At 61.6% G+C, this 17,493-nt stretch carries 16 protein-coding genes; 10 read left to right on the top strand and 6 right to left on the bottom strand.

Annotation, left to right across the window (positions count from 1 at the left end; translation table 11 throughout):
- Positions 1-2: 2 nt before the first annotated feature.
- Positions 3-1,055, bottom strand: coding sequence for a UDP-N-acetylmuramate dehydrogenase (gene murB / locus ABI660_RS15110; RefSeq protein ID WP_348069478.1), 1,053 nt, complete (start codon positions 1,053-1,055; stop codon positions 3-5).
- 53 nt (positions 1,056-1,108) lie between these two features.
- Between murB and ABI660_RS15105 the strand changes: the two genes are divergently transcribed.
- Both ABI660_RS15105 and ABI660_RS15100 read left to right on the top strand, forming a co-directional pair.
- Positions 1,109-1,594, top strand: coding sequence for a YajQ family cyclic di-GMP-binding protein (locus ABI660_RS15105; RefSeq protein WP_348069476.1), 486 nt, complete (start codon positions 1,109-1,111; stop codon positions 1,592-1,594).
- A 166-nt stretch (positions 1,595-1,760) separates the two neighbouring features.
- Entirely contained in the window at positions 1,761-2,372 is a 612-nt protein-coding gene (locus ABI660_RS15100; protein ID WP_348069474.1) for a retropepsin-like aspartic protease, read from the top strand.
- A 72-nt stretch (positions 2,373-2,444) separates the two neighbouring features.
- On the opposite strand, the gene plsY is transcribed toward ABI660_RS15100, so the two are convergent.
- From plsY to ABI660_RS15080, 4 genes are read right to left on the bottom strand one after another with little or no spacing between them, the layout of a single operon-like run.
- A complete protein-coding gene (gene plsY / locus ABI660_RS15095) occupies positions 2,445-3,077 on the bottom strand; it encodes a glycerol-3-phosphate 1-O-acyltransferase PlsY (protein ID WP_348069472.1) in 633 nt (210 codons plus the stop codon).
- 23 nt (positions 3,078-3,100) lie between these two features.
- Entirely contained in the window at positions 3,101-3,586 is a 486-nt protein-coding gene (gene ybaK / locus ABI660_RS15090; RefSeq protein ID WP_348069470.1) for a Cys-tRNA(Pro) deacylase, read from the bottom strand.
- Between the two features lie 4 nt (positions 3,587-3,590).
- Positions 3,591-4,043, bottom strand: coding sequence for a hypothetical protein (locus ABI660_RS15085; RefSeq protein WP_348069468.1), 453 nt, complete (start codon positions 4,041-4,043; stop codon positions 3,591-3,593).
- Positions 4,040-5,104 carry an aldo/keto reductase gene (locus ABI660_RS15080; RefSeq protein ID WP_348069466.1) on the bottom strand — a complete coding sequence of 355 codons (1,065 nt, stop codon included), beginning with the start codon at positions 5,102-5,104 and terminating at the stop codon, positions 4,040-4,042. The genes ABI660_RS15085 and ABI660_RS15080 overlap by 4 nt, the downstream gene beginning before the upstream one ends.
- A 196-nt stretch (positions 5,105-5,300) precedes the next feature.
- Here ABI660_RS15080 and ABI660_RS15075 point away from each other — a divergent pair, with 196 nt between their 5' ends.
- Positions 5,301-5,960: an OmpA family protein gene (locus ABI660_RS15075; RefSeq protein ID WP_348069464.1), complete on the top strand. Its 660-nt coding sequence runs from the start codon at positions 5,301-5,303 to the stop codon at positions 5,958-5,960.
- 224 nt (positions 5,961-6,184) lie between these two features.
- On the opposite strand, the gene ABI660_RS15070 is transcribed toward ABI660_RS15075, so the two are convergent.
- Positions 6,185-8,005 carry an AMP-binding protein gene (locus tag ABI660_RS15070; protein ID WP_348069508.1) on the bottom strand — a complete coding sequence of 607 codons (1,821 nt, stop codon included), beginning with the start codon at positions 8,003-8,005 and terminating at the stop codon, positions 6,185-6,187.
- A 64-nt stretch (positions 8,006-8,069) separates the two neighbouring features.
- Between ABI660_RS15070 and ABI660_RS15065 the strand changes: the two genes are divergently transcribed.
- The 7 genes from ABI660_RS15065 to ABI660_RS15035 all read left to right on the top strand — a co-directional run.
- Positions 8,070-8,984 (top strand): alpha/beta hydrolase, encoded by a 915-nt coding sequence (locus ABI660_RS15065; RefSeq protein WP_348069462.1) that lies wholly within the window; start codon positions 8,070-8,072, stop codon positions 8,982-8,984.
- A 92-nt stretch (positions 8,985-9,076) separates the two neighbouring features.
- Positions 9,077-12,550: a response regulator gene (locus ABI660_RS15060; protein WP_348069460.1), complete on the top strand. Its 3,474-nt coding sequence runs from the start codon at positions 9,077-9,079 to the stop codon at positions 12,548-12,550.
- The gene (locus ABI660_RS15055) at positions 12,551-13,432 is read left to right on the top strand and encodes a protein-glutamate O-methyltransferase CheR (RefSeq protein WP_348069458.1); all 882 of its coding nucleotides are present in this window, start codon (positions 12,551-12,553) and stop codon (positions 13,430-13,432) included.
- An 8-nt stretch (positions 13,433-13,440) separates the two neighbouring features.
- On the top strand, positions 13,441-14,046 hold the full coding sequence (locus ABI660_RS15050; RefSeq protein WP_348069456.1) for a chemotaxis protein CheB: 606 nt from the start codon (positions 13,441-13,443) through the stop codon (positions 14,044-14,046).
- The gene (locus tag ABI660_RS15045) at positions 14,033-15,238 is read left to right on the top strand and encodes a hybrid sensor histidine kinase/response regulator (RefSeq protein WP_348069454.1); all 1,206 of its coding nucleotides are present in this window, start codon (positions 14,033-14,035) and stop codon (positions 15,236-15,238) included. Before ABI660_RS15050 ends, ABI660_RS15045 begins: the two co-directional genes overlap by 14 nt.
- Before the next feature lie 105 nt (positions 15,239-15,343).
- Positions 15,344-16,448, top strand: a protein-coding gene (gene prfB / locus ABI660_RS15040; RefSeq protein ID WP_348069452.1) for a peptide chain release factor 2 whose coding sequence is annotated in 2 segments (ribosomal slippage) — positions 15,344-15,424 and positions 15,426-16,448 — 1,104 coding nt in all. Because the reading frame shifts where the segments join, the coding sequence is not laid out codon by codon here.
- A gap of 93 nt (positions 16,449-16,541) precedes the next feature.
- Positions 16,542-17,493 (top strand): M1 family aminopeptidase (locus ABI660_RS15035; protein WP_348069450.1); only part of this gene is annotated, 952 nt, incomplete at its 3' end.

The raw sequence follows: 17,493 nt of genomic DNA, 5'->3' as shown, positions 1-17,493 counted from the left end.
CGTCAGACCACCACCGGCTCAGGCTCCAGCAGAATACCGAAGCGTTCATACACGCTGGTCTGGATGGCCTTGGCCAGGGTCATCACCTCGCCGCCGGTCACTGGGTTGGCTGTGCCGCCGAGGTTGACCAGCACCAGGGCCTGCCGCTCGTAGACGCCGGCGTTGCCAATCGTCTTGCCTTTCCAGCCGCAGGCATCGATCAGCCAGCCTGCGGCGAGTTTGACTGAGCCGTCGTCCAGGAGGTAATGAACGATTTTGGGTTCGCGCTGGATGATGTCGGCGCACTGTTCGGGCGTGACGGTGGGGTTCTTGAAGAAACTGCCGGCGTTGCCGATCACCTGCGGGTCGGGCAGTTTGGCTTTGCGGATCTCGCAGATCCACTCATAAATTTGTAGCGCATCAGGCACGACGGATGGGGACTGCGCCATCTTCTTCTCGATATCGGCATAACCCAACACGGGCTTCCAGGCTTTGGGCAGAGCAAAACGCACCCGCGTGATCAGCGCCTTGCCGGCCAGGCCCAGCCCGTTGGGGCCGGTGCTTGAATGCTTGAAAACCGAGTCACGATAGCCAAACGCGCACTGCGCGGCATTGAGCGTGAAGCTTTTTCCGGTGCTCAGGTCGATGGCGTCCAGAGAATCAAAGCGGTCCTGCAGTTCCACGCCATAAGCGCCAATGTTCTGCACCGGCGAACCGCCCACGGTGCCGGGGATCAGCGCCAGGTTTTCCAGCCCGGGGTAACCGTTGTGCACCGTCCAGCTGACGATGCCATGCCAGTTTTCACCCGCACCGGCCTCCACTATCCAGGCTTTGGCGGTCTCGCCGGCCAGCTTTTTGCCCATGATTTCCACCTTGAGCACCAGCGGCTTGACGTCGCCGGTGATCACGATGTTGCTGCCGCCGCCCAGCACGAATTTGGGCAGCGCTTGCAGCGCTGGATCAGCCAGCACGGCAGCAACATCTTCCTCGCTGGCAATACGCACCAGCGTGAGGGCCTTGGCCATGATGCCAAAGGTGTTGGAAAACTGGAGGGGAACGTTTTTCTCGACTAACATCACGGGATTGTCTCACCCTGCCATCCCTGAAACGCAACCAGGAAACCGCAAACATGCCCTCTTTTGACACTGTCCTCGAAGCCGATCTGGTGAAGGTCAAAAACGGCGTGGAAAATACCGCCAAGGAGATCGGGACACGTTTCGACTTCAAGGGCACAGCCGCCGCGATCGAGCTCAAGGACAAGGAAATCACACTGATCGGCGACAGCGACTTCCAGATCGACCAGGTCACCGACATCCTGCGCAACAAGATGACCAAAAGCGGCGTGGACGTGCGCTTTCTTGATGCAGGCAAGGTCGAGAAAATCGGGGGCGACAAGGTCAAGCAGATCGTCAAGGTCCGCAACGGCATAGAAACTGAGCAAGCCAAGAAGATCTCGCAGCTGATCAAAGGCAGCAAGGTCAAGGTGCAGGCTTCCATCCAGGGCGATGCAGTGCGGGTGACAGGCGCCAAACGGGACGACCTGCAGGCCGCCATGGCCATGATCAAGGCGGAGCTGCCGGACATGCCGCTGAGCTTCAACAATTTCAGGGACTAGGCATATGGCCCCCACGCTTGTCGCTTCGCGTACTGCGCTGCCCCCCGGGGGGGCGCTGCGCCTGCGGCCCGGCGAAGCCGGTTCCGCGGCCCCGGCTGGTGTGGGATGGGGACCTCACGCACGCAAACTTGCACTGTGGTTTGGGGTGCTGGCGGGGTGTTGCGGTATGGCGCACGCCCAAAGCGTCGCCCTGGCCGGCGTGCTGGGCAACAAGGCACTGTTAGTGGTTAACGGCGCTGCGCCGAAATCGGTTGCAGCGGGCGAAAAACACATGGATGTGAAGGTCATCTCCACGTCCGGCGACCAGGCTGTGCTCGAACTCAATGGCAAGCGCCACACCCTGCGCGTCGGGGATGCGCCGGTCAGCGTGGGTGCGGGTGGTGGTGGCGCGGCAGGTGTTGCCGGTAAAGGCAACCGCATTGTGCTGACGGCCGGCACCGGCGGTCATTTTTTTACCCCCGGCCAGATCAATGGCCGTGCGGTGCAATTCATGGTGGACACCGGAGCCACCGGCGTTGCCATGAGCGCTGCTGATGCCGAACGCGCCGGCATCAAGTACAAAGATGGTCAGCCCGTGCAAATGAGCACCGCCAATGGCGTGGCGATGGGCTATCGGATCAAACTCGGCTCTGTACGGGTCGGCGATGTCGAGGTCTACGACATTGACGCCGTGGTAGCACCCCAGCCGATGCCCTACATGCTGCTGGGCAACAGCTTCCTAACGCGTTTCCAGATGATCCGGGAAAACGACCAGATGACGCTGGTCAAGCGATTTTGAATAAAAACAGGCTGTAGCCCTTTCCACTCGGGCGCAAGCAGCTATCTAATTCATAGCATATTTCCGGGGAGCTCAGCTTTTCCTGCTGGCGCCCAGCTTCGACTCCGTTCCCTTGAGCAGCTTGATGATGTTTTCCCGGTGCCGGAAAATCAGGAAGGCGCTCATCGTCACAATGGCCACAGCCATCAATTTGTCGACGTACCAGAACGAGCGGTCGCCGACCAGGTAGTACCAGGGCGCAAAGATCGCGCAGGCAATCGACGCAAGCGACGAGTAGCGCGAAAAAATCGCCACGATGATCCACGTCGCCAGCGTGGCCAGGCCTAGCACCCAGTGCACGCCAAACAGCACGCCCGCCGCAGTGGCCACCCCCTTGCCGCCCTGGAAACCGAAAAACACCGGGTAGAGATGACCGACAAAGGCCGCCAGGCCGACGGCGGCCAGCGTGCCTTCGCGCATCCCGTAGTCTTTGCCGAACCACATGACCAGCGCCATCGGTACCCAGCCCTTGACACCATCGAGCAGCAGCGTGAGCACGGCCGCGGCCTTGTTGCCCGAACGCAGCACGTTGGTGGCACCGGGGTTTTTGCTGCCGTAGCTGCGTGGGTCGTTCAGGCCCATCAGCCGGCTGACGATCACCGCAAACGACAGGGAGCCGATCAGGTAGGCAGCTAGCGCGGCGGCTACGGAATAAACGTAATCCATGGGGTTCTCCAGTATTTCTTGTTTTAATCGACCAGCGCGCAGTTGACCGGTTTCGCGTCCAGCAACTCGATGCACACCTGCGGCGCGATGCCGACGAGGTAGCCGCGCCTGCCGCCGTTGATGGCAATTTTAGGCAGAGCCAGAATGCTTTCCTCGATATATACCGGCATGGCCTTGCGCGTGCCGAACGGCGATGTGCCGCCGACCAGGTAGCCACTGTGCCTGTTGGCAGTTTCCGGCTTGCAGGGCTCGACCGATTTGGCGCCGATCTGGCGTGCAAGGTTTTTGGTGGACACCTTGCGGTTGCCGTGCATCAGCACCAGCAGGGGCCTGGCGTCCTGGTCCTGCATGACCAGGGTCTTGACCACGGTGAACGGATCCAGGCCCAGCACCTGGGCGCTGTGCTCTGCCCCGCCGTGCTCCAGGTACTCGTAGGGATGTTCTGTGAAAGCCACTTTGCTCGCTTTGAGCAAGACGGTGGCGGGAGTTTCGCTAACGTGCCTTTTCATAAAGTCAGGAAGGCTTGAAACCCTCTGCGCAAGAGTCCAGTACCGGTTTCCCCCTGAAACCTTGAAATAGAACTACTACTTTTTTTCGATGGCCTGTGTCCGCCAATTCCGGGACCAGACCACCAGCGCGATTGGTGCCAACCAAAAGCAGCTTTTTGGGAATGCCAATTTCTTCCAATGCCGCAGCAACTTTCGAGGCTCTTGCCCATGCCAACGCATCGGCATCGTGCTCAGAATCCTGAGCATCTCCCGTAACGACGATAGGTTCAATCGAAACCCCGTCCGCCTGCGCCCGGCAAAGGTGCACCTTCAATGCTCTGATGGAACGCTGATCGAACAGGTATTCGTTGGTCCTGAAATCAATGGTTCGTTCGCCTGCAAATTTCGACAGGGCGATGCCCAGTGAACTCGCGGCAAGCAAGCCAAAGAAGATCGCAAATTGGGCGAGTGTTCTCACAATGCCGGGTCTCTTGCTTCCCAACGAATTTTGTCAATCTCCACGAGCACTTCGGGGGTTAGCTTGGTGCCCCAGGCGTCAAGGTCTTCGTCGAGCTGCGCTACCGAAGTCACACCAATGATGGTGCTGGCCACCTGCCATTTGGTGTAGCAAAACGCCAGCGCGAGCTGCGTGGGCGTGAGCCCGTGTTCGCGGGCCAGTGCGTTGTAGCGGCGAGCGGCTGCCAGTGCTTCGGGCCGGCCCCAGCGCTGCTGGCGCACCGTTTCGTATTTGGCAATACGCGCATCCGCGGGTGCACTCGGGCCCGCGGTGCCGCCTGCGTCGTACTTTCCGGTGAGCAGACCAAAAGCCAGCGGCGAATAGGCCAGCAGCGACACACCGAGCCTGTGCATGGTTTCATCCAGCCCGTTTTCCACCGTGCGGTTCACCAGGCAAAACGGGTTCTGCACCGTTGCCACCTTGGGCAGGCCGTGCTGCTCTGCCAGGCGCACAAACTCATGCACACCATAAGGCGTCTCGTTGGACAGGCCAATCGCGCGCACCTTGCCGGCCTTCACCAGGCCACCCAGTGCCTCCAGTTGCTGATGGATGGAGCTGACCGGCTTGTCTTTCGCGGGATCGAAATACAGCATGCCGAAAGCCGGCACATGACGCGCCGGCCAGTGGATCTGGTACAGGTCAATCGTCTCAAGCTGCAGGCGCTTGAGGCTGTCCTCGCAGGCCTGCACGATGTCCTGCGGTGTCAGGTCGGGGCTGCCTTTGCGCACCCAGGCCATGCCACGCGCCGGGCCCGCGACCTTGGTGGCCACCACCAGCTTGTCCCGGGCGCCCGGGCGTTTGGCAAACCAGTTGCCGATGATAGTTTCGGTGGCGCCAAAGGTTTCGGCCTTGGCCGGCACCGAATACATTTCCGCCGTGTCGAGAAAATTGACGCCGCGTTCCAGCGAGCGGTCAAGAATTGAATGCGCTGTGGCTTCATTGACCTGCTCGCCGAAGGTCATGGTGCCCAGGCAAATGGGGGTGACTTGCAGGTCGCTGCTGCCTAGCTGGATTTTTTGCATTGTTGAGATGGAAAGTGCAGGAGGGTAAAGGTAAAGAGGGGTTGGGGGAAGGCCGCGGCTAGTTTAAGGGCTCATCGGCATCGCCGCTGGCGGGCAGGACTTCGGGCGATTCGCTTACAAATTCATACCTGATGACCACCTACCATTCGTACACAAAAGTTTTAATCCTTTCCATAACAACGTCCCAGGAGCCTCCATGAAACTAGTACTCACTTCCCTGACCTGCGCCGCCCTCTTTCTGAGCGGCTGCGCCAACATGAGCGAAACCCAGCAGGGCACCGCCAAAGGTGCCGGCATCGGCGCTGTGGCTGGTGCGGTGATCGGCGCTGCCACCGGTGGCTCCAAAGGCGCGGCACAAGGTGCGGTGTTGGGCGGCGCAGTCGGTGCGGGCGGTGGCTATCTCTGGTCCAAGCGCATGCAGGACCAGAAGGCCGCGATGGAACGGGCGACCGTCGGCACCGGCGTGGCTGTGAGCCAGACTGCCGACAACCGCCTCAAGCTCGACATTCCTTCAGACATTTCGTTTGCCACCGGCCGCTCGGACATCAACTCCAGCTTCGCGCCCATCCTGAACCAGTTCGCCGCCAGCCTGAACCAGAACCCGGTGACCACCGTCACCATCATCGGCCACACCGACAGCACCGGCAGCGATGCCATCAACAATCCGCTGTCGATGGACCGTGCCAACAGCACACGCAATTACCTGGCGTCCCGCGGTGTGGCAGGCAACCGCATCGCCACCGATGGCCGTGGTGAACGCGAGCCTATCGCCGACAACAACACCAATGAAGGGCGTTCGAAGAACCGCCGCGTTGAAATTTATGTGGCTGAGCCTGTGCAGGCCACTGCTAGATAGTAGGTTCCCCCTATTGGCGCTCACTTCGTGTAGCGCCCTTTCCCCTCAGGGGACGGCGCCTGCAGGCCGGCGAAGCCAAAAAACTGAACTCACCCCTGTTGGCGCTCGCTGCGCGTAGCGCCCTCTCCCCTTCCAGGGGACGGCGCCTGCAGCCTGGCAAAGCCAGATCTGCGGCCCCTGCTGGTGAAGACAAAAAAAGCACTCTTTCGAGTGCTTTTTTTTGGTCAGGACGATGTGAGCGCACGGAAACGTTCCTCTTCCTGCAACCTGAGCACGCGTCGTTGCACCTTGCCGGTGGTGGTCATCGGTAACGCGTCAATGAACTCGATCTCCTTGGGGTACTCGTAAGGCGCCAGCAGGCCCTTGACGTGGGCCTGCAGATCGGCCGTGAGTTTGATGTCAAATTGGCCTCCAGCCCCCGCGTGTTGTACGCGAGCAGCTACAAAATCAGGAGCAAGCACAATGTAGGCCTTGACCACGGCGCCGCGTTCCCGGTCGGGTTTGGGCACCACTGCTGCATTCGCCACAGCTGGGTGTTTGACCAGGCAGTTCTCGATTTCTCCAGGGCCGATGCGGTAACCCGCCGCCTTGAACACGTCGTCGGCCCGGCCTTCGTACCAGAGATAGCCATCTTCGTCACGGATCGCCAGGTCGCCGGTGCGGCACCAGTCGCCGGTGAACTTGCCCCGGGTCGCGGCTTCCTTCTTCCAGTAGCCCAGGAAGAAGATCGGGTCAGGGTCACCGTGAACATCAAAGCGATTCACCGACACGTCACCCGGCACGCCCACAGCGCACTCACTGCCTTCGTCATCAATGATCGCCACGCGGTGGCCCGGATAGCCTTTGCCCATGCTGCCGGGCCGGGCCGGCCACAGGGCAGAACAGTTGCCCACCACGTAGTTGATCTCGGTCTGGCCGAACATTTCGTTGACCACCAGGTCCAGTTCGTCACGGCACCAGGCAAACACCGCATCACCCACCGCTTCGCCCGCGCTCATCATGGCTTGCAGCTTGAGCTTGAAGTGGTTACGCGGCTGCGGGTAGGCCTTCATCATGGCTTTCAGCGCGGTCGGGAAGAGAAAGGTGTGCGTCACGCCCTGTTCGGCCATCAGGCTGAAGGCCAGCTCTGGGCTGAAGCGCCCGTTGAAGGCCACGATGGGACGGCCGAAATAAAGCGTCGGCAGCAGCGCATCCATCAGGCCGCCGGTCCAGGCCCAGTCTGCGGGTGACCAAAACACTGACGTGTTCTGGTCACCCTTGCTGGGCGTTGCCCTTTTTGTGTTCGCCCCCACCCCAGCCCTCCCCCGCGCGGGGGAGGGAGTTTTCAAATCGGGATACGGGTCAAAACCAAACCAGTTCTGGCTGCAGACAAACCCCGGCAAATTACCGATCAGCGCACGGTGCGCCAGCAGCGCGCCCTTGGGCGGGCCGGTGGTGCCGCTGGTGTAAATCAGGATGGCCGCGTCGTCGGCCTTGGTTTTCACGGCGGTGAAAGCGCGTTGCTGCGCCGCCAGGGCGGTTTCGTAGTCCACATCTCCTTGGCCTGCGGCCGCGCCCACCGCCATGACAGTGCGTAGGGCCGGGCACTTGCTGCGAATGGTGTTGACACTGGCAATCGAGTTTTCATCGCAAATCGCCAGCACCGCCTCGCTGTCCTGCAACCGGTACTCCAGCGCCTCAGGGCCGAACAGCATGGACAGCGGCATGGCCACCGCCCCCATCTGGAACACCGCCATATAGGCCACGGCGGTCTCGAAACGCTGCGGCATCACAATGGCCACGCGGTCGCCGCGCTGCACGCCCTGTTGCACCAGCACATGGCTCAATGCGTCTGCGGCCTGCTGCAACTGGAAATAAGTATAAAAAGTGCCTCCAGCCCCCGTCTGGTGGGCGTGAATAGCTACCCTTTTAATAGCACTCTTCTTGCCATCGGCTTTTGCCCAGCGCCGGCAGCACACCTCGGCGATATTGAAGTATTCATCCACCTGCCAGCGAAAGCCGCGATGCAGTGCGGCGTACTGGTCTTGCGGCGGCACCAAGGCCATGTCCCTGTCTTGACTGCGTTTCAACCCAAGTCTCCTTATGATGGACACCCCATCAGGTCGTCCAATGTACAAAGAAAAACGTCTTTCCCGCAGCGAGTATGTCCCTATACGCGGCATCAACTACCACGTGCTTCATTGGGGTGAAGCCCAGAGCAGCCTGCCGCCTCTGGTGCTGGTGCATGGCTGGATGGACGTGGCTGCGTCATACCAGTTTGTCATCGACGCCCTGTCCGAAGCCTTTGCGCAGGGCCGTACCGTCATCGCACCCGACTGGCGCGGCTACGGCCAGACCGGCAGCGCCGGCGCAGACAACTTCTGGTTTCCCGACTACCTGGCCGACCTTGATTTCCTGCTCGACCATTACGCTGCGGATCAGCCGGTGGACCTTGTCGGCCACAGCATGGGCGGCAATGTCGCCATGCTGTATGCCGGGGTGCGGCCCGAGCGCATTCGCAAGCTGGTCAACCTGGAAGGCTTTGGCATGCCGGCCACGCGGCCCAGCCAGGCGCCAGGGCGTTATGCCAAATGGATGGACGAGCTCAAAAGCCTCCATCGCGGGGAGATGGCCCTCAAACCCTACAACGACGTGGACGGCGTGGCCCGCCGCCTGATGCGCACCAACCCGCGCTTGAGCCAGGACAAAGCCGACTGGCTGGCCCGCCACTGGGCCGCACCGGATGCCCAGGGCCAGTGGAACATTCTGGGCGATGCGGCCCACAAGATCACCAATGCCCAGATTTACCGGGTGGACGAGGTGCTGGAGATTTACCAGCGCATCAGCGCACCCACACTGGCTATCGAGGCGTCCGACGATTCCCTGGGCAAGTGGTGGGAAGGCAAATACACGCTGGCCCAGTACCACGAGCGGCTGCAATCCGTGCCACAAGCCACCACCGCGGTGGTGCAGGATGCCGGCCATATGCTGCACCATGACCAGCCGGAGCAGCTAGCCCGCTTGATCGAAGATTTCCTGCGCTAGGGCCTGAGCAAGGGTTTAAGTGCGCTAACGCACACTGCCAATGCCGCCTTTGTAGGACAATCAGGGCTTTGCGCCTCGCGCGGGGAAGATTCATGACCGCACCCAGCGCCATCCATGAGGAAAACTATCGCCGCATCCTGACGCGCAATGTCAGCCTGCCGCTAGGCGTAGGCGCCCTCAGCGCCGCCGTTTTTGTTGCCCTGATCTTCTATCTGCTGTCTGCCCTGGGCGGGGTTGAGCAGGCAGAGCGGGCCATCAGCAGCGCCAACCAGATTGCCAAGCTGGGCGCCGACATGGAAGCCAGCATGTACGGCTACCTGGTCACCGGCGAAGAGCCCCTGCTCCAGCCCTTTGAAATCGGCAAGCCGCGCATCGCCGCTGAAACGGCCACACTCTCAGGCCTGGTGCGAGACAACCAGGACCAGGTCAGCAGGCTCAGGCGCATCGCCGCGCTGCAAACCCAATGGAACGAGTTTGCCCAGACCATTGTTGACCTGCGGCGCAAGGACCTCGACTACCAGCAACCCGTGCGTTCGGCGGGCGGCAAAAGCCTGACGGACGAGATCCGGCGCGAATTCGCGGAATTCATCAGCATTGAAGAGCGCCTGCTGCAGGACCGCAATGCGCAGGCCCGCAGCAACACAGCTTGGGGCATGGCCGCCTACCTGCTCTTCAGCCTGGGCCTGAGCGGCCTGCTGGCGCTGCTGGGTCACCGGGAGCTGCAGGGCCTGTCGGACTCTTACGGAGAAGCTGAACACAAGCAAGCCGCCACTGCATTGCTGCTGGAGCAGCAACTCTGGCTGCGCACCGGCCAGCGGCAGTTGGCGGAACACACCCTGGGCCAGCACGCGCTGGCGTCGCTGGGCCGCAGCGTGCTGGAGTTCCTGGCACGTTATCTCGATGTGCAGGTGGCTGCTCTTTACGTTCGCCAGGAAAACGGCGAGCTGCAGCGCGTGGCGGCCTACGGCCAGACCCATGACGGCCACGATGACGGGCAAACGGCCGGCAGCGGTGAAGGCCTGGTCGGCCAGGCTGCCCTTGAAAACCGGGTGCTCCAGCTGGACGACCTGCCGGCCAGCTACCTCAAGGTCAGCTCCGGCCTGGGCCAAGGGTCAGCCCGCCATGTGCTGGTGGTTCCCGTGCACAACGATGGGCAGGTCAACGGCGTGGTCGAACTCGGTTTCCTCAGGGCCCTGGCCCCGCGCGACCTGGAGTTCGTCACCATGATTGCCAGCAACATCGGCAACTCCATCCACGCGGCACTGTACCGCCGGCGTCTTGAGGACGTGCTCAGTCAGGCTCAGGAACTCAATGAAGAGCTTCAGGTCCAGCAGGAAGAACTCCGCACCACCAACGAAGAACTCGAAGAGCAATCCCGCGTGCTCAAGGAATACCAGGTCACGCTGGAGAACCAGCAGGCCGAACTCGAGCAGACCAACGAGCAGCTCTCCGAAGTGGCCCTGTCGCTGGACCACAAGAATGCAGCGCTCAATCAGGCTCAGACCCTGCTCGAGGAACGCGCCACCGAGTTGAGCCGCGCCAGTCGCTACAAGTCGGAATTCCTCGCCAACATGTCACACGAGTTGCGCACGCCGCTGAACAGCTCGCTGATTCTTGCCAAGCTGCTGGCCGACAACCCGCAGGGCCACCTCAGCCAGGAAGAGGTCCGCTTTGCGCAGTCCATCTATTCGGCTGGCAACGACCTGCTAAGCCTGATCAACGACATCCTCGACATTTCCAAGGTTGAAGCCGGCAAGCTGGAGCTTTCACCAGAGAACATGGTGGTGGGCAAGTTGGTGGATTCGCTGAAAGACACGTTTGCACCGCTGGCCGACCAGAAAAAACTGAGCCTCAACATCCGCGTCGAATCAGGCACTCCCGCCACGCTCAAAACCGACCGTCAGCGGGTCGAGCAGATCCTGAAAAACCTGCTTTCCAACGCCATCAAATTCACCGACGCCGGGGAGGTCAGCCTTCGCGTCTCGCTGCAGCCGCAAGGCGCCATCGCCTTTTCCGTGCGTGATTCGGGCATCGGCATACGCCCCGACCAGCAACAGCTTATTTTTGACGCCTTCCGCCAAGCCGACGGCACCACCAGCCGGCGTTACGGCGGCACCGGGCTGGGCCTGTCGATTTCCCGCGACCTGACCATCCTGCTGGGCGGCTCCCTCTCGGTGGAAAGCAGCGAGGGCGGGGGCAGCACCTTCACCCTGCTGCTGCCGTGCGAATGGAGCCCGGCACCCGCTCCCCAGCCTGACACGAAACCCACCAGGCGGGCGCCCGGCCGGCTCCGCAACCCGGCGCCGGTGTTGGCACCCGCCCCCCTGCCTGTGCCCGTTCCCGCCGCGGCTTTTTCCGACGACAGGGAACTGCCGCCCGGCGACCGTCTGGTGCTGGTGATTGAGGATGACGTTATTTTTGCGCAGATCCTGTACGACCTGGCGCGTGAGATGAATTACCACTGCATCGTGGCCCACGGCGCCGAAGACGGTTTTGCGCTGGCCATGCAGTTCCTGCCCCACGCTATCCTGCTCGACATGGGCTTGCCTGACCGACCGGGCCTGACGGTATTGCAGCGGCTCAAGGAAAACCCAAAGACACGCCACATTCCCGTGCACGTGGTGTCGGGCGACGACCTCAGCGAAGAAGCCCTGCAGATGGGCGCCATCGGCTATGCGCTCAAGCCGACCACGCGCGAGCAGCTCAAGGAAGTGTTCCAGAAGCTGGGCGACAAATTGGCCCAGAAAATCAAACGCGTGCTGCTGGTCGAAGGCGATGCCTTGCAACGCGCCAGTGTCGTGCAGCTGATCGGCGACGGCGACGTCGAGATCACCGCGGTGGAGACCGGCGGCGAAGCGCTCGGGCTTCTGGCCAATACGGTTTTTGACTGCATGATCATGGACCTGAAGTTCCCGGACATGCAGGGCCACGAACTGCTTGAACGCATGTCGACCGAAGGTATTTCATCGTTCCCGCCGGTCATCGTCTACACCGGGCGCAACCTGAGCCGCCAGGAAGAAGCCGGCCTGCTGAAGTATTCACGCGCCATCATCATGAAAGGCGCGCGCTCGCCCGAGCGGCTGCTCGACGAAGTCACCCTCTTCCTGCACAAGGTCGAGTCGGAGCTCTCAGCGGATCGCCAGATCATGCTCAAGAGCCTGCGCAGCCGGGACATCGCCTTTGAAGGCCGCAAGGTCCTGGTGGTGGACGACGACGCGCGAAACATCTTTGCCCTGACCAGCGCCCTGGAGCACAAGGGCATGCGGGTCGAGATCGGCCGCAACGGCTTCGAGGCCATCAGCAAGCTCGACGACATCAGCGACATCGACCTCGTCCTGATGGACATCATGATGCCGGGCATGGACGGACTGGAGGCCACGCGCCGCATCCGCAAGGATGCACGCTTCAAAAAGCTGCCCATCATTGCCGTCACCGCCAAGGCCATGAAAGACGACCAAGAGCAATGCCTCAAGGCCGGCACCAGCGACTACCTGGCCAAGCCGATTGACCTGGATCGCCTGTTTTCCCTGCTTCGCGTGTGGATGCCAGCAACAGACCGTATCTGAATGCCCAAAAAGCCTGACATCCCCTCGCCGGCACCACGGCGCGCCCCCGGCAGAGACACCGCCGGGGACCACTCGGAAGCCGACATGCACCTTCTGGTGCAGGCCATCTACAGCCAGTACAGCTACGACTTCCGAGACTACGCGGGGGCTTCCCAGAAAAGGCGGGTGATCAAGGCGCTCGCGCAACTCGGCTACCCGACGATTCCCGCCCTGCAGGCAGCCGTTGTGCAGGACCCCGATGTCTTCATGCAACTGCTGCAGTATCTGACCATTCCCGTCAGCGAAATGTTTCGCGACCCCTCGTTTTTCCTGGCCCTACGCCAACAGGTCGTTCCCGTCCTGCGTACCTATCCTTCGCTGAAGATCTGGGTCGCAGGCTGCAGCACCGGCGAGGAGGTGTACTCGCTGGCCATCCTGCTCAAGGAAGAAGGCCTGCTCGACCGCTCCCTGATTTACGCGACTGACATCAACCCCAAGTCGCTGGCCAAAGCGCGCCTGGGCATTTTTTCGCTGGCCAGCATTCAGGGCCATACCGCCAACTACCAGGCCGCCGGTGGCCAGCAGGCGTTTTCCGACTACTACACGGCCGCTTACGAGGCCGCGATTTTCGACAAGTCCCTGCGCGACAACATCACCTTTGCCGACCACAGCCTGGCCACGGACAGTGTGTTTTCGGAAACCCAGCTGGTGCTCTGCCGCAATGTGCTGATTTACTTCAACAAGAAGCTGCAAGACCGCGCGCTCGGCCTGTTTCACGAATCGCTGAGCCACCGCGGCTTCATGGGCCTGGGCAGCAAGGAAAGCATCGACTTCTCGGCGCACGCCACGTTTTTTGAATCGCTGGACCGGTCCGAGCGGATTTTCCGCAAGCTGGAGGCCTGAGCAGTCTCATGGATATCCAGCAGGTCGCAGAAAGACATGCCGTCGAGGCCGTGGTGATCGGCGCCTCAGCCGGCGGAGTGCACGCCTTGCTGACCCTGCTGTCAGGGCTGCCGGAGCGCTTTTCGCTGCCCATTATTGCGGTGCTGCATTTGCCGAAAGAGCGCGACAGCCGGTTGGCCGACGTCTTCCAGCAAAGGCTGGGCATGACGGTGCGCGAGGCGGCCGACAAGGAACCCATTGCCCCGTCCACCCTGTATTTCGCCGGCTCCGGCTACCACCTGTCGATAGAGATGGACCGGACTTTTTCGCTGAGCTGCGAAGAACCCGTCAACTATTCACGGCCGTCGATCGACGTATTGATGGATTCCGCCGCCGACGCCTACGGCCCCAGCCTTGCCGGCGTGCTGCTCACCGGCGCCAATTTTGACGGCGCCGCGGGTTTGGCCCGCATCAAGCATTGTGGCGGCCTTACCGCGGTGCAGGACCCGGCCGAAGCCCAGGTGGCCACCATGCCGCAAGCCGCCATCCGCACGCTCAAACCCAACCTCATTCTCACGCTGGACGGCATCCGGCAACTGCTCATCCAACTTGATCAAAACCATGCGAAAACCTGAAGCCGCCAAAGTCCTGATCGTTGACGACCTCCCCGACAACCTGCTGGCGCTCAATGCCCTGATTCGCCGCGACGGCCGCGAAATCTTCCAGGCCAGCTCCGGCGAAAAGGCACTGGACCTGCTGCTCGAACACGAATTTGCACTGGCCATCCTCGACGTGCAGATGCCGGGCATGAGTGGCTTCGAGCTGGCCGAGCTGATGCGCGGCACCGAAAAAACCCGGCAGATTCCCATTATTTTCGTCACCGCTGCCGGCAAGGAACAGAACTACGCCTTCACCGGCTATGACACCGGGGCGGTGGATTTTCTGTACAAGCCGCTGGATGTGGATGCCGTGCGCGGCAAGGTCAATGTTTTTGTGGACCTGTACTGCCAGCGCATGGAAACACGCCGGCAGGTCGAGGCCCTTGAGGCAAGCCGCAAGGAGCAGCAGGTGCTGATGCAGCAACTGCAGGCGACCCAGGGCGAGCTGCAAGCCGCCATCCGCATGCGCGACGACTTCATGTCCATGGTGGTGCACGAGTTGCGCACGCCGCTCAACAGCCTTTTCCTGGAGGCACAAATGCGCAAGATGCAGCTGGACCGCGGGCGCATCGACATTTTCGACACACCGTACCTGCAAAACATGGTGGCTCGCGACAAGCGCCAGATCGAGGCGATGACGCGCCTGATCGACGACATGATGGACGCCTCGCGCATACGCAGCAACCAGTTGTCCATCCGGCCAGCCCCGGTGGAACTTTCTTCGCTGCTGGAACGGGTGGTGGCCAACCTCTCCAACCAGGCCCTGGCCGCCGGCTGCACCATCACACTCGACGCTGCCAAGCCTGTCACCGCGATGGGGGACGAGTTCCGCATCGAACAGGTGGTGATCAACCTGCTGACCAATGCGCTGCGCTACGGCGCAGGCAAGCCGGTGGACGTCAGCCTGAGCCCGCTGCCGCAGGGCGCCTGTATTTCCGTGCGGGACCAGGGCCGGGGCGTTTCCGAAGCGGACCAGCAGCGCATTTTCGAGCAGTTCTCCCGCATCGTGAGCGACGACGGTACCGGCGGCCTCGGCCTGGGCCTGTACATCACCCACCAGCTGGTCGAGGCGCACGGCGGGAGTATCCGCGTGGAGAGCCGGTTGGGCGAAGGTTCCGTGTTCACGGTCACCCTGCCCCTGGATCCCCCGGCCGCCCCGGCTTTCTGAGCCGCTCAGACGGGCGCTGCCGGCTGTCAAAGCCCTCTGGCGGGTCCGCGCCCCAGAGCATGAGAAAATGCCGGATTGAACCCAAGATCAGGACAGGACTCTCTCATGGAAGCAGAACACATCAATACCATTGGCAACCAGCTCGCAGACCTGAGCACCAGAGTCAACGAGCTTCGGGGGTATCTTTGACTACCCTGCCAAAGAACGTAAATTAAGCGAAGTCAACGCCGCACTGGAAGACCCGAAAGTCTGGGATAACCCCAAACGCGCGCAGGAGCTCGGCCGGGAGAAGAAATCCCTGGAAGACGTGGTCCACGTGATTGACCGCCTGACGCAGGAACTGGCCGACAACACCGAGTTGTTCGACATGTCGAAAGCCGAGGGCGACGAAGCCGGCATGCAGTCTATTGAGGCCGAAGCCTCGGTTGTGGCTGGCGAAGTCGAAAAAATGGAATTCCGCCGGATGTTCAACAACCCGGCCGATCCCCTGCCCTGCTTTCTGGATATCCAGGCTGGCGCCGGCGGCACCGAAGCCTGTGACTGGGCCAGCATGCTGCTGCGCCAGTACCTCAAGTACGCTGAGCGCAAGGGCTTCAAGACTCAGATCGAAGACGAAACACCGGGCGACACCGCAGGCATCAAGGGTGCCACCATCAAGATCGAGGGCGAATACGCCTTTGGCCTGCTGCGCACCGAAACCGGCGTGCACCGCCTGGTGCGCAAGTCGCCGTTTGACTCTTCCGGCGGGCGCCACACCTCGTTTGCTTCGGTGTTTGTGTACCCCGAGATTGACGACTCGATCGAGATCGACATCAATCCGTCGGACGTGCGTACCGACACCTTCCGCGCCAGCGGCGCCGGTGGCCAGCACATCAACAAGACCGACTCGGCGGTGCGCCTGACGCACATCCCGACCGGCATCGTGGTGCAGTGCCAGGACGGCCGCAGCCAGCACAGCAACCGCGACGTGGCGTGGAAACGCCTGCGTTCGCGGCTGTACGACTTCGAGTTGCGCAAACAGCAGGAAGCCCAGCAGAAGCTGGAAGACACCAAGACAGACGTGGGCTGGGGTCACCAGATTCGAAGCTACGTGCTGGACCAGAGCCGTATCAAGGATCTGCGCACCAACTACGAAACCTCGGCCACCCAAAAGGTGCTTGACGGCGACCTCGACCCATTCATCGAAGCTTCACTGAAGCAAGGCGTATGAATTCAATAGCTGTCATTGCGGGCCTGACCCGCAATCCATGCCCCGCACGCCATTGGCTGCGGTGCCAGGCCGACTTAACCTTAGGAACCCACCATGCTGCGTGAAGGACAAGCCACGGCCATCCACCGTGCAGATTACATCGCCCCCGCCTACTGGATCGACACCGTCGACCTGTCATTTGACCTGGACCCGGCCAAGACGCGTGTGCTCAACAAGATGACCTTGCGGCGCAATGCCGACGTGCCGGCCCAGCCGCTCAAGCTTGACGGCGAAGAGCTGAACCTGGCACGCGTGCTGGTCAATGGCCAGGGCACTTCCTTCAAGATGGAGGGCGACAAACTGGTGCTGGAAAACCTGCCGGCCGGCACCGAGCCTTTCGAGCTGGAAATTTTCACCACCTGCGCACCGGTGAAGAACACCAAGCTGATGGGCCTGTACGTCAGCAACGACTCCTTCTTCACCCAGTGCGAGGCTGAAGGCTTTCGCCGCATCACCTACTTCCTGGACCGCCCCGATGTGATGGCCAGCTACACGGTGACGCTGCGTGCCGACAAGGCAAAGTACCCCGTGCTACTGTCCAACGGCAATCTGGTGGAGCAAGGTGAGCTGGCCGAAGGCCGCCACTTTGCCAAATGGCTAGACCCGCACAAGAAACCCGCCTACCTGTTTGCACTGGTGGCCGGCCAGCTGGTGGCGCGCGAGCAGCGCATCACCTCGCGCGCCGGTAAAGACCATTTGCTGCAGGTTTATGTGCGCCCCGGCGACCTGGACAAGACCGAACACGCAATGAACTCGCTCATGCATTCGGTAGCCTGGGACGAAGCCCGCTTCGGCCTGAGCCTGGACCTGGAGCGCTTCATGATTGTCGCCACCAGCGACTTCAACATGGGCGCCATGGAAAACAAGGGCCTGAACATCTTCAACACCAAGTACGTGCTGGCCAACCAGGCCACGGCGACGGACACCGATTATTCGAACATCGAAAGCGTGGTCGGCCACGAGTACTTCCACAACTGGACCGGCAACCGCATCACCTGCCGCGACT

It is taken from the genome of Polaromonas sp., from assembly GCF_039930745.1.
In the GTDB taxonomy this organism is placed as follows: domain Bacteria; phylum Pseudomonadota; class Gammaproteobacteria; order Burkholderiales; family Burkholderiaceae_C; genus Polaromonas.
The sequence above is the reverse complement of the archived record's forward strand: the minus strand, read 5'-3'. Positions and strand labels throughout refer to the sequence as shown.

Coding starts and splice junctions, on each gene's coding strand:
- murB (WP_348069478.1), bottom strand. CDS start 1,055: ATGTTAGTCGAGAAAAACGTTCCCCTCCAGTTTTCCAACACCTTTGGC.
- ABI660_RS15105 (WP_348069476.1), top strand. CDS start 1,109: ATGCCCTCTTTTGACACTGTCCTCGAAGCCGATCTGGTGAAGGTCAAA.
- ABI660_RS15100 (WP_348069474.1), top strand. CDS start 1,761: ATGGCGCACGCCCAAAGCGTCGCCCTGGCCGGCGTGCTGGGCAACAAG.
- plsY (WP_348069472.1), bottom strand. CDS start 3,077: ATGGATTACGTTTATTCCGTAGCCGCCGCGCTAGCTGCCTACCTGATC.
- ybaK (WP_348069470.1), bottom strand. CDS start 3,586: ATGAAAAGGCACGTTAGCGAAACTCCCGCCACCGTCTTGCTCAAAGCG.
- ABI660_RS15080 (WP_348069466.1), bottom strand. CDS start 5,104: ATGCAAAAAATCCAGCTAGGCAGCAGCGACCTGCAAGTCACCCCCATT.
- ABI660_RS15075 (WP_348069464.1), top strand. CDS start 5,301: ATGAAACTAGTACTCACTTCCCTGACCTGCGCCGCCCTCTTTCTGAGC.
- ABI660_RS15070 (WP_348069508.1), bottom strand. CDS start 8,005: ATGGCCTTGGTGCCGCCGCAAGACCAGTACGCCGCACTGCATCGCGGC.
- ABI660_RS15065 (WP_348069462.1), top strand. CDS start 8,070: ATGTACAAAGAAAAACGTCTTTCCCGCAGCGAGTATGTCCCTATACGC.
- ABI660_RS15060 (WP_348069460.1), top strand. CDS start 9,077: ATGACCGCACCCAGCGCCATCCATGAGGAAAACTATCGCCGCATCCTG.
- ABI660_RS15055 (WP_348069458.1), top strand. CDS start 12,551: ATGCCCAAAAAGCCTGACATCCCCTCGCCGGCACCACGGCGCGCCCCC.
- ABI660_RS15050 (WP_348069456.1), top strand. CDS start 13,441: ATGGATATCCAGCAGGTCGCAGAAAGACATGCCGTCGAGGCCGTGGTG.
- ABI660_RS15045 (WP_348069454.1), top strand. CDS start 14,033: ATGCGAAAACCTGAAGCCGCCAAAGTCCTGATCGTTGACGACCTCCCC.